Raw genomic sequence first — 11,759 nt, forward strand, 5'->3', positions numbered from 1 at the left:
ACGGCCTCCTCCGGGCGGCAGCGTCCGGCCGATACGCGTATGGCGATCGGCCAAGGGCTGTTTGTTCTCGCCTCGCTGGGGCTGGCGGGGATCTTCCTTCTGCAGGTTCTCGACGCGGCAGGCACGGTGGCGATCGGTTTCGCCGACTGGCGGCCGGTCCTGTATGCCTATCTGTTCTGGTCGGTCGCCCTCTGCGCGCGCCAGGTACTGGTGCGGGGCGAAGAGGGACAGAAGGCTCTGTTCGTGCTGCCGGCCGTGCTGTTCACGGTGGCGATGGCGATCTTCCCGACGGTGTTCGGGTTCTACATCGCCTTCACCGACTGGAACCTCTCGTCGTCGACGGGGATGAAGTTCAACGGGCTCGACAACCTCAGGAGCCTCGTCAACGACCCGTTCTTCTGGAATGCGCTCGGGAACATGGCCTTCTACGTGGCCATGGTGCTTGTCCAGTATGCGATCGCCTTCGGCCTCGCCCTGCTCCTCAATGCGGAGATCCGGGCCCGGAAGTTCTTCCGCGTCGCGTTCCTGCTGCCGTTCATGCTGAGCCCCGTGGCGGTAAGCTGGATGATCGGCAAGTCGCTGATGGAGGTGCGCTTCGGCCCGCTCGCCTCGCTGATGAAGACGCTGGGCTGGGACAGTCCCGCCTTCTTCGCATCGCCCTGGATCGCCCGGCTGTCGATCATGGCGATGGATGCATGGGTGTGGATCCCCTTCGTCATGATCCTGCTCCTGGCCGGCCTGCAGGCGCTGCCGCACGAGATCAAGGAAGCGGCCAAGGTGGACGGGGCGACGGGCTGGCAGTCGTTCTGGGAGATCACCTTCCCGCTGATGCTGCCGGTGTCGATCACGGCGATCGTGCTGCGGATCATCTTCCAGCTGAAGCTGGCCGACATCGTCATCAACGTGACGTCCGGCGGTCCCGGCGGCGCGACGGACACCATCTCGAGCTTCATCTTCCGCGAGTACCGCGACCGATCCAACGTCGGCTACGGCACCATGGTGGCTGAAGTCTACCTCATCGTGATCATCATCTTCATCACGCTCCTCCTCAATCTCACGGCGCGCTTCATGCGCAAGCCGGATTGATCGGGAGGAACCGGACCATGGCCATGACTGCAACCAGCGCAGAGACAGCTCATCACACCAGCCGCAGCCATCGCACCGGCCTGGCTCTCGGCAAGGTCCTGATCTATGCGGCTCTGATCTTCTGGGCCTTCATTTGCCTGTTTCCGATTTTCTGGACGGTCACGACGACGTTCAAGACCGCCAACAACGTGACGCAGGGACACATCCTGCCGTTCATCGACTTCTGGCCGGACTGGAAGGGGCTGCGGTCGCTGGGCCTTTCGCCCGACACCCTGTTCGAGGTGTCCACGGTGCGCGACGAGTTCCTGAAACGCTTCCTCAACAGCGTCTATGCCTCGGTGGGCGCGTCGCTGCTTGCCATCGTCATCGGCTCGATCGCGGCCTATGGACTTTGCCGATTCGACTATCGCTTCGGCTGGATGAAGAACCGCGACATCTCCTTCTTCTTCCTGTCGCAGTTGATCCTGCCGCCGGTGGTGCTGGCGATGCCGTTCCTGGTCCTCTACAAGAACCTCGTTCTTCTCGACACGCTCACCGGGCTGATCCTGATCTACACGCTGATGGTGCTTCCCATCGTCATCTGGATCATGCGGGACCAGTTCGAGACGATCCCGGTCGAGCTGGAGCAGGCGGCGCTGGTGGACGGATGCTCTGTCTGGGGGGCCTTCTTCCGGATCGTCCTGCCGATCGCACTGCCGGGGATGGTCGCCGCCTTCATCCTCTCGGTAATCCTGTGCTGGAACGAATACTTCTTCGCCGCGCTGCTGACCTCGTCCAACGCCAAGACGCTGCCGGTGATGGTGGCTAGCCAGACGGGCTCGCAGGGGATCAGCTGGTGGTCGATGGCGGCGATCTCGACTGCGGCAATCCTGCCGCTGGTGCTGATCGGCATCTTCCTTGAGCGCTACATCGTGAAGGGGCTGACCGCCGGCGCGGTGAAGTGAGATACCGACCTCACCGCATTCAGCGACGGTGAGCCCGCGCTCCGGTCACGCCACCCGCAGTGGCCTGCCGGGCATGCGCCTCCTCCAGAAGCGTCAGGTAGGCTTCGTGGATCGCCGGCAGGGTGAACTCGGCTTCGAAGCGGGCTCGGCTGGAACGGCGCATCGCGGCGATCTTCGCGTCGTCGGAGGCGCATGTCTCGATATGCGCGGTGAAGACGTCCGGCGTCGCATAGAAGAGCTGGCCGGTGCCCGCCGTCCAGCGATTGAAATGGTTGTCGTGGGCGATGACAGCATTGCCGGCACCAACGGCCTCGACCAGCGACGGATTGGTGCCGCCGACCGTGTGGCCGTGGATGTAGGCGCGGCAATGGGAACGCAGGGCGCGTAGGACAGTCCGGTCGTAGATGGCACCTGGGAAGACGACCTCGGGACCTGCAGCCTGCCGGACCCGGCGATGGTAGGCGATGCGATCGTCCATGTTGCCGAGAACGACCAGCCTGCGGCCGCGTCTCTGCCTGGAATAGGCCTCCACCGTCTCGAGGATCATGTTCTCAGGCTCGATCCGGGCGATGCTGACGAAGTAGTCGTCGGCCTTCAACCCCAAGGGCGCCAGATCCTCCACAGGGGCGTCGACGATCGGCTCGGCACCGTATGGAATGACGGCGCAGTCGCGCCTGTAAAATCGCGACAGGTGCCGCTCGATCTCCGGGTGATCGGCGATCACAGCGCTGCTCAATCCGTAGCCGACGATCTCGTTCAGCCAGAACCAGGCCTTGGCGGCTGCATTCCACTTGTCGCGCTTCCACTCGATGCCGTCCATGTTCATGACGACCTGACGGCGCTTCAGCCGCTGCAGCGCCGTGAAGACTGCCGTGTTGTAGCCGAGAACAAGGTCGATGCCGGGACGGTTCAGGACATGGACGACCGAACGCAGGTCGAACTCCATGGTGCCCAGCGACCCGGATGTACGGGTCGGGACGTGGACGCGCTGGATACCATTCCAGACATCGCCGCGGACACGGCGTTCGGCGCGAGGGTCCGGGTCCTGGCAGTAGACAACCACTTCCCAGCCGTGGTCGATGAGGTAGGGCGCGAGATGGCTGACGAACGTTTCGAAGCCACCGTGGTTGGCCGGCAGACCGCGGATCCCGAGAATGTTGACCGTCCTGCCGTCCATGCCAGCGGTGATTTCCCGTCGGGAGTCCGAGCCGTCAGTCCTGCGGACTGGAAACCTCGTCTTGTCCGTACTGGCAAGGTTTGCCTTCCGAAACATCATGCCCAACCATGCTTCCCACCCGGTCAACCCGGGCACTCATCTCGAAATACCAACGCCACGCCTAAAAAAGCGGCCGAATTCCTCTTGCATGACACAGCTGGCCTCGGCATTCGAGTCAAATGTCCTGAAAATCGTTAGGGAATCTCGCGCATTGTTAACGCGAGAACCAAGACCCTGTCGGCGAATAGATGATGACCTTTGTTGCCTTTCGCTTATGATAGGCAACTCACCGGCAGCCTGCTTGGCTTGGCGTCATCTTCGACCGTGGCCGCGCTGTAAAGGCGAGGACACCGCAAGCGGCGTTACTGGCAGCCGATCGACCGTTCCCATCGGTCGGGCCTGCGAGAGTCCGGTCCTTCACGGAAAGGACTAGACGGCCTTCAGGCGATGAAGGGCGAGGCGGTTCGCCGGGAAAAGCTCGCGGTAGACTGGTATTCGGCCGCGATAGATCGCAGAAAGCGACGGGTCGGGTCGGGTCGTTCGCGTGGACGGGGCGATCATCTCGGCCATGGCCGTCGCGATGTCCGGATGCCAGCCACTCGCAACGGCCGCCAGGATCCCCGATCCGAGCGCCACCGCTTCCGGGACGGCGGATGTCACGAGCGGGCGCTCCAATGCCGCTGCCATGATCGCCATCAGGAGCGGCGATCGGGTTCCCCCGCCGGAGACCACGAAGCGCTCGGCCCGGCGGCCGATGCTCTCCTCCAGCGCCGCGGTCGAGAGGCTCTGCTCGAAGGCGATGCCCTCCATGACGGCGCGAAAGAGATGCTCGGGGCGGTGGCTGAGCATCAGGCCGACGATGATGCCGCGTGCCGCGTCGTCCCAGTCCGGGTTCATCATGCCGGCCCAGTAGGGAACGACCATGATGCCTTCGCTGCCGGGCGGGACCGCGGTGGCGAGGGTCGCAAGTTCGGCGAGGGTTTCCGGGTCGGCATTGCCGCGAACGAGGCGAGCTGCCCAATCGACCAGGGTCATCCCCGACCGGATCACCGTCTCGGCCATGAAGCCGACGCCTGTCGGACTGGACAGTGTGCGATAGGCGTCGGAGGTGCAGTAGCGGTCGGAGACCATGCCACTGACGATGCTCGTTCCGAGGGCGAGATAGGCCGAGCCTTCGTCGAGCGCGCCGGCGCCGAGCCCGGCGAGTTGGCCGTCACCGCCTCCGGCGACCAACGGCAGCCCTGCGTCGAGGCCGGTCTGCGCCGCGGCTTCGGCGGTCAGTTCTCCGACAACGGTTCCAGGCTGGGCGATGCGAGGCAACTGGTCCGGACGGAGGCCGACGAGCGAAACGAGTTCGTCCGACCAGACTCCTCTTTCGAGGTCGACCAGGCCAAGCGGATCCGCGGATGAGAGGCTACTCACCCGTTCACCGGTCAGTCGCCAGGAAAGGAAAGCGTGGACATCGGCCACGGCGAAGGCGGCGGCCAGACGGTCCGGCTCGTTCTGGCGAAGCCATTCGATCGCGAAGAGGGCCGGTGTCGGGTCCGGCGGCTTGCCGCTGATCTGGCGAAGGCGGTCGCGGCCGACACGCGCTGAGAGGGCGGCGACCTGGGGACGCGAGCGCTCGTCGATCCACAGGATCGCGGGCCGGAGTGCGCGCCCCTCTTCATCCAGGAGCGCAAAGGTCTCGCGCTGGTGACCGATCGCCAGAGCGGCGATGCGATGGGGGCCGACGGCCGCTGCAAGTTCACGCGTTGCCGTCGAGAGCGCCGTCCACCAGTCCTCCGGATCCTGCTCGAAATAACCCGGCGCCGGCTTGGAGAGGGGATACGTCGCTCGTTTCTCGCAGACGGGGCTGCCATCCCTGGCGAAGGCGATAGCCTTGACCGCTGTCGTGGAGGCATCGATCCCGATGACGAGGTCCCGCATCATGGTGTCCAACTGGTCCTCCGGCCGCCCGACGGCTCGGGCCATCCCCGGCAAGTGCTACATGCCTGTTCCCGCTTGCTTTGGCAACGCGGCCAGGCTCCTCGGCCGTCGGTGACAGCCGGGTTCCCCGCTGTTACCGTCCGTCCGACAACCGCCAAGTCATCAGCCTGGAGACAGTGCCTTGTCCGAGACCGATGTGGAGATCGTCGAAGGGGGGGAGGGTCTCGCCACGGGCTCCAGCGCGCCGAAGGCGCCCGACCTCTCGCTGGAACAGGCGATCGGCGCGAAGATCCGTCAGGAGCGCAAGAGGCTCGACATTACGGGCGCCGAACTTGCGGCGGCTGCCGAGATCTCGCCCAGCATGCTGTCGAAGATCGAGAACGGCCAGATCTCGCCGTCCCTGTCCACGCTGAACATGGTGGCGCGGGCACTGAACCAGCCGATCTCGGCACTGTTCACGGGTTACGAGGAGCGGCGCGACTGCTCGTTCGTGAAGGCCAACCAGGGCGTCAGCATCGAGCGACGCGGAACCAAGGCCGGGCATCACTACCAACTGCTCGGCCACTCGCTCGGCGAGGGGATCGTGGTGGAGCCGTTCCTCATCACGCTGACCGAGGAAGCCAAGCCCTATGCCTCGTTCCGGCATTCCGGCGTGGAACTGATCTACATGCTGACCGGCAAGGTGGCCTACCGCCACGCCGACCGGACCTATCCGTTGGAGCCGGGCGACACGCTGTTTTTCGACGCTGAAGCGCCGCACGGACCGGAGGAACTGATCGAACTCCCCATGACCTACCTGTCGATCATCATCTACCCGAAGGACTGATCGCCGATCCTGCTGGAGCATCGCCTTGACCCTTGAAATTTCCGTAAGTGCAAGCTAGTTTCCTCTCACGAAACACGCTGGCCTCGGAAAACCTTCATGTGCGGCATCGTCGGGCTGTTCCTGAAAGACAAAAGCCTTGAACCGGAGCTCGGCCGTTATCTGGCGGCCATGCTGGAGGTGATGACGGACCGCGGCCCCGACAGCGCGGGCTTCGCCGTCTATGGCGACGGCCGGATCGGGTTGACCAAGATCACCGTACGCTTGCCGAAAGGCGCCGATGCGACGGTGTTGACGGACAAGGTCGGCGACGCGCTCGCGACCGGCATTTCGGCGGCCGTTCGCGGATCTCACGTCGTGCTCCAGGTGCCGGAAGACCGCGTGGAAGAGGCGCTGGCGGCGATCGCGACCGTGGAACCGGGCGCAGCAGTCACCTCCGTCGGCAACGCCATGGAAGTCTACAAGGAAGTCGGTCTCCCGGCCGACGTCGCCGTGGCATTCGGGCTGCCGCAGATGCGCGGCACGCACGGGATTGGCCACACCCGCATGGCGACGGAATCGGCCGTCACCACGGACGGCGCCCACCCCTATTCCACGGGCCCGGACCAGTGCCTGGTGCACAACGGCTCGCTTTCCAATCACAACCTGGTCCGGCGCAGGCTGATCCGGGAAGGCATCGACTTCCGGACCGAGAACGACACGGAGGTGGCGGCCGGGTTTCTGTCCTGGCGGCTACGCGAGGGCGACCAGTTGGGGGATGCCCTGGAGGCTTCGCTGAAGGAGTTGGACGGGTTCTTCACCTTCGTGGTCGGCACGGAGACCGGCTTCGGCGTGCTGCGCGATCCGATCGCGTGCAAGCCTGCCGTGATGGCAGAGACGGATCGCTACGTCGCCTTCGGGTCGGAGTACAAGGCACTCACCGTGCTGCCGGGCATCGAGACCGCCCGCATCTTCGAACCGGAGCCGGCCACCGTCTACTTCTGGGATCGCGCGGCATGACCGACACTCTCTCGATGGAAACCGTCGACCTGGCGGCCGTGAGCCTGCGCGATCTCAACGCCGGCCTGCACGCCATGAAGGGGCGCAGCGGGCATGTCCGCGTGCTCAATCCGCGGGGGGCCCATTCGCTGGCGGCCGGGCTCGACGCGGATCTCACCGTCGAGGTCGATGGGGATGTCGGCTACTACTGCGCGGGCATGAACAAGCGGGCGAGAGTGCTGGTGCGCGGCAGCGCAGGTCCGGGGCTCGCCGAGAACATGATGAGCGGGCTGGTGCACGTGACCGGCGACGCCAGCCAAGCTGCGGGGGCCACCGGCTGCGGCGGCCTGCTGGTCGTCGACGGCAACACCTCGGCCCGCTGCGGCATCTCCATGAAGGGGATCGACATCGTGGTGAAGGGCTCGATCGGGCCCATGTCGGCCTTCATGGCGCAAGCCGGCAGCCTGGTCGTGTTCGGCGACACCGGGGATGCGCTCGGAGACTCCATCTACGAGGCCAAGCTGTTCGTGCGGGGGACGCCGAAGAGCCTAGGCGCCGACTGCGTGGAGAAGCCGATGGAGGACCATCACCGGGCCGCGCTGTTCGCGCTGCTCGAGAAAGCCGGCGCGGCCCACGCGGTCGATGTCGGCAGCTTCCGCCGCTACGGTTCGGCGCGCACCCTCTACCATTTCCACGTCGACAACGCGTCGGCCTACTGACGCCCGGGACGGAGTCCATGAACGACCATTCCAAGCCCGCGCGGACGGTTCCCCGCTTCTCCGCGACATTCGACCCGTACACCCTGTCGGAGATCCGCCGGGCGGCGGAGACCGGGATCTACGACATCCGCGGCGGCGGGGCGAAGCGGCGGGTGCCGCACTTCGACGACCTGCTCTTCCTCGGGGCCTCGATCAGCCGCTATCCGCTGGAAGGCTACCGGGAGCGCTGCGGAACCGACGTGGTGCTCGGCGCGCGGCATGCGAAGAAGCCGATCACCCTGAAGATCCCCGTGACGATCGCCGGCATGAGCTTCGGATCGCTGTCGGCGCAGGCCAAGGAAGCGCTCGGCCGCGGCGCGTCGGCGATGGGCACCTCGACGACGACCGGGGACGGCGGGATGACGGAGGAGGAGCGCGGGCATTCCTCCATCCTCGTCTACCAATACCTGCCGTCGCGCTACGGCATGAACCCGGACGATCTGCGGCGGGCCGACGCCATCGAGGTGGTGGTGGGCCAGGGCGCCAAGCCCGGCGGCGGCGGCATGCTGCTCGGCCAGAAGATCTCGGCGCGAGTCGCCGCCATGCGTACCCTGCCGGAGGGAATCGACCAGCGATCGGCTTGCCGGCATCCGGACTGGACCGGGCCTGACGACCTGGCGATCAAGATCGAGGAACTCAGGGAGATCACCGACTGGGAGAAGCCGATCTACGTTAAGGTCGGCGCGTCGCGCCCCTACTACGACACGGCGCTCGCAGTGAAGTCGGGCGCCGACGTGGTGGTTCTCGACGGTATGCAGGGCGGGACGGCGGCGACGCAGGAGGTCTTCATCGAGCATGTCGGGATCCCGACGCTGGCGGCGATCCGCCCGGCGGTGAAGGCACTGCAGGATCTCGGTATGCACAGGAAGGTTCAGCTGATCGTCTCCGGCGGCATCCGCAACGGCGCCGACGTCGCCAAGGCGCTGGCACTCGGGGCGGATGCGGTGTCGATCGGCACGGCCGCGCTGGTGGCGCTCGGCGACAACGATCCGATGTACGAAGAGGAGTACCAGGCGCTCGGCACCACGGCCGGGGCCTACGACGACTGGCACGAGGGCAAGGACCCTGCCGGCATCACCACGCAGGATCCGCATCTCGCGGCGCGGCTCGACCCGCTGCTGGCGGGACGGCGGCTCGCCAACTTCCTCGCGGTGATGACGCTGGAATGCCAGACGATCGCCCGGGCGGCCGGTAAGAGCCACGTGCACAACCTGGAGCCCGAGGATCTCGTGGCGCTGACGGTGGAGGCGGCGGCGATGGCCGGCGTGCCCCTGGCCGGCACCAGCTGGATTCCGGGACAGGGCGGGTTCTGAAGAGAGCGGGCGGAGCGCCTGCGGACAGCGTGCAGCAACCGACCGAGCAGGGGAAATTCCCGCCGGTCGACCAGACAGGGAACCAGCCGAAGGCCGCGGGAGGGCCGACGGTCAGCAGGGAGCGGCCTGACGGCTGCGGGGCGAGATGCTGTTGTCGGACATCGCGCGGGAGCGCGGCATCAAGTATTTCCTGATCTCCTACATCGACCTGTTCGGGACGATGCGGGCCAAGCTGGTGCCGGCGGCGGCGATCGACGAGATGGCGCGGGCGGGCGCCGGGTTCGCTGGTTTCGCGACCTGGCTCGACATGACGCCGGCCGATCCGGATCTGTTTGCGGTGCCGGACCCCTCGACCCTGATCCAGCTGCCCTGGAAGCCGGAGGTCGGCTGGCTCGCCTCGGACCTGGTGATGGACGGCAAGATCGTCGAGCAGGCACCCCGGACGGTGCTGAAGAAGGCCATCGCGGATGCCGCTTCGCTCGGCTACCAGATGAAGTCCGGCGTGGAGTGCGAGTTCTTCCTGATCACGCCGGACGGCAAGGGCATCGCGGACGCGGCGGACGACCAGGAGAAGCCCTGCTACGACCAATCGGCGCTGATGCGGCGCTACGACGTGATCGCCGAGATCTGCGACTGCATGCTGGCGCTGGGCTGGAAGCCCTACCAGAACGACCACGAGGATGCGAACGGCCAGTTCGAGATGAACTGGGAGTATGACGACGCCCTGCTGACCGCCGATCGGCACGCCTTCTTCAAGTACATGGTGAAGTCGATCGCCGAGAAGCACGGTCTGCGCGCCACCTTCATGCCGAAGCCGTTCAGCAACCTCACGGGATCGGGCTGCCACTCGCATGTCTCGCTCTGGCAGGGAGATCGCAACGTGTTCGCCGACGAGAGCGGCGAGCTCGGAATTTCCGCGCTCGGCTACCAGTTTCTCGGCGGCGTCCTTGCTCATGCGGACGCGCTCTGCGCGCTGACGAACCCGACGGTGAACAGCTACAAGCGGCTGAACGCACCGCGGACGCTGTCCGGTGCGACGTGGTCGCCGAACACGATCAGCTACACCGGCAACAACAGGACGCACATGGTGCGAATTCCGGATGCCGGCCGGTTCGAGGTCCGGCTCGCGGACGGCGCGGCGAACCCCTACCTGCTGCAGGCGTCGATCCTCGCCGCCGGCCTGGACGGTATCCGCCGCAACCTCGATCCGGGCAAACGGCTCGACATCAACATGTACGAAGAGGGGCATACCGTTGCCGATGTGAAGCGGCTTCCGCTGAACTTGCTCGACGCGCTCCGTGCCTTCGAGGCATCGGAGACCGTGCAGGCAATCCTGGGCAAGCCTTTCACCAAGGCCTATGCCAAGCTGAAGCACCAGGAGTGGAACGCCTATGCCCGGCATCTCACCGAGTGGGAACGCCAGACCACGCTGGACTGCTGACGCCATCCGATGACGTTCTCCGCCTTCGCCCTCCTGAAGAACGCGATTTCCGGCCAGACCGGCTGGCGGCCGCATTGGCGCAAGGCGGAGCCGAAGCCCCATTACGACGTGATCGTGATCGGCGGCGGCGGGCACGGCCTGGCTACGGCCTACTACCTCGCCAAACACTACGGCGTCAGCAACGTGGCCGTCCTGGAGAAGGGCTGGATCGGGTCCGGCAATGCCGGGCGCAACACCACCATCATCCGCTCCAACTACCTTCTTTCGGGCAACATCCCCTTCTACGAGCTGTCGATGAAGCTCTGGGAGGGGCTGGAGCAGGACTTCAACTTCAACGCCATGGTGTCCCAGCGCGGCGTGCTGAACCTCTACCATTCCGACGCGCAACGGGACGCCTACGTGCGTCGCGGCAATGCGATGCGGCTGCACGGCGTCGACGCGGAGCTGCTCTCCCGGGACGAGGTTCGCCGGATGGCGCCCTACCTCGATTTCGACAACGCGCGGTTCCCGATCCAGGGCGGCCTCCTGCAGCGGCGCGGCGGCACCGCCCGGCATGATGCCGTGGTCTGGGGCTATGCGCGCGGCGCGGATGCCCGCGGCGTGGACATCATCGAGAACTGCGAGGTGCTCGGCTTGCGCATTGAGGGAGGACAGGTGGCAGGGGTGGAGACCACACGCGGGGTGATCGGCGCGAAGAAGGTGGGGATGGCGGTTGCCGGGAACGCGTCGCGCGTCGCAGCCATGGCCGGGCTGACGTTGCCGATCGAGAGCTACGTGCTGCAGGCCTTCGTCACGGAAGGCATCAAGCCGCTCGTCGACGGAGTGATCACCTTCGGCGCCGGGCACTTCTACATCAGCCAGTCGGACAAGGGCGGACTGGTGTTCGGCGGCGACCTCGATCCCTTCCCCTCCTACGCCCAGCGGGGGAGTCTCGCCACATTCACGGACGTGGCGGAATGCGGGATGGCGATGATGCCGATGCTCGGCCGGTTGAAGATCCTGCGCAGCTGGGGCGGTATCATGGACATGAGCATGGACGGTTCGCCGATCATCGACAGGACGCCGGTGGACGGACTCTTCCTCAATGCCGGCTGGTGCTACGGCGGCTTCAAGGCGACCCCGGCATCGGGTCTGACCTTCGCTCACCTGCTGGCAACGGGGGACCTTCACCCGGCCGCCATGGCCTACCGGCTCGATCGCTTCGCCTCGGGTACGGTGATCGACGAAAAGGGTGTCGGCGCGACGCCCAACCTTCACTGACGGGCTCATCG

Annotated in this window: 10 protein-coding genes; 8 read left to right on the top strand and 2 right to left on the bottom strand. The window is 65.9% G+C overall.

The genetic code is table 11. The annotated features are described in order from the left end of the window. Positions 1 to 39: 39 nt before the first annotated feature. Positions 40 to 1,086: a carbohydrate ABC transporter permease gene (locus HZ321_RS18200; RefSeq protein ID WP_244635979.1), complete on the top strand. Its 1,047-nt coding sequence runs from the start codon at positions 40 to 42 to the stop codon at positions 1,084 to 1,086. Positions 1,087 to 1,103: 17 nt separating this feature from the next. Next, positions 1,104 to 2,030, top strand: a complete 927-nt coding sequence (locus HZ321_RS18205; protein WP_244635980.1) for a carbohydrate ABC transporter permease — start codon at positions 1,104 to 1,106, stop codon at positions 2,028 to 2,030. 19 nt (positions 2,031 to 2,049) lie between these two features. On the opposite strand, the gene HZ321_RS18210 is transcribed toward HZ321_RS18205, so the two are convergent. After that, on the bottom strand, positions 2,050 to 3,207 hold the full coding sequence (locus HZ321_RS18210) for a DUF1972 domain-containing protein (RefSeq protein WP_181703826.1): 1,158 nt from the start codon (positions 3,205 to 3,207) through the stop codon (positions 2,050 to 2,052). Positions 3,208 to 3,675: 468 nt separating this feature from the next. Further along, the gene (locus HZ321_RS18215; protein WP_244635981.1) at positions 3,676 to 5,220 is read right to left on the bottom strand and encodes a xylulokinase; all 1,545 of its coding nucleotides are present in this window, start codon (positions 5,218 to 5,220) and stop codon (positions 3,676 to 3,678) included. Between the two features lie 136 nt (positions 5,221 to 5,356). Between HZ321_RS18215 and HZ321_RS18220 the strand changes: the two genes are divergently transcribed. From HZ321_RS18220 to HZ321_RS18245, 6 genes are all read left to right on the top strand, one after another. Then, positions 5,357 to 6,001 carry a helix-turn-helix domain-containing protein gene (locus HZ321_RS18220; protein ID WP_194304065.1) on the top strand — a complete coding sequence of 215 codons (645 nt, stop codon included), beginning with the start codon at positions 5,357 to 5,359 and terminating at the stop codon, positions 5,999 to 6,001. A gap of 96 nt (positions 6,002 to 6,097) precedes the next feature. After that, entirely contained in the window at positions 6,098 to 6,997 is a 900-nt protein-coding gene (locus tag HZ321_RS18225; protein WP_181703827.1) for a class II glutamine amidotransferase, read from the top strand. Further along, positions 6,994 to 7,695, top strand: a complete 702-nt coding sequence (locus tag HZ321_RS18230) for a protein glxC (RefSeq protein WP_425305417.1) — start codon at positions 6,994 to 6,996, stop codon at positions 7,693 to 7,695. Before HZ321_RS18225 ends, HZ321_RS18230 begins: the two co-directional genes overlap by 4 nt. A 17-nt stretch (positions 7,696 to 7,712) precedes the next feature. After that, positions 7,713 to 9,047, top strand: coding sequence for an FMN-binding glutamate synthase family protein (locus HZ321_RS18235; protein ID WP_181703828.1), 1,335 nt, complete (start codon positions 7,713 to 7,715; stop codon positions 9,045 to 9,047). Between the two features lie 145 nt (positions 9,048 to 9,192). Then, on the top strand, positions 9,193 to 10,488 hold the full coding sequence (glnT, locus tag HZ321_RS18240) for a type III glutamate--ammonia ligase (protein ID WP_181703829.1): 1,296 nt from the start codon (positions 9,193 to 9,195) through the stop codon (positions 10,486 to 10,488). A gap of 9 nt (positions 10,489 to 10,497) precedes the next feature. Then, positions 10,498 to 11,748, top strand: coding sequence for a sarcosine oxidase subunit beta family protein (locus HZ321_RS18245; protein WP_181703830.1), 1,251 nt, complete (start codon positions 10,498 to 10,500; stop codon positions 11,746 to 11,748). Positions 11,749 to 11,759 lie beyond the last annotated feature (11 nt).

The organism is Chthonobacter albigriseus (assembly GCF_013839445.1).
Classification (GTDB): domain Bacteria; phylum Pseudomonadota; class Alphaproteobacteria; order Rhizobiales; family Pleomorphomonadaceae; genus Chthonobacter; species Chthonobacter albigriseus.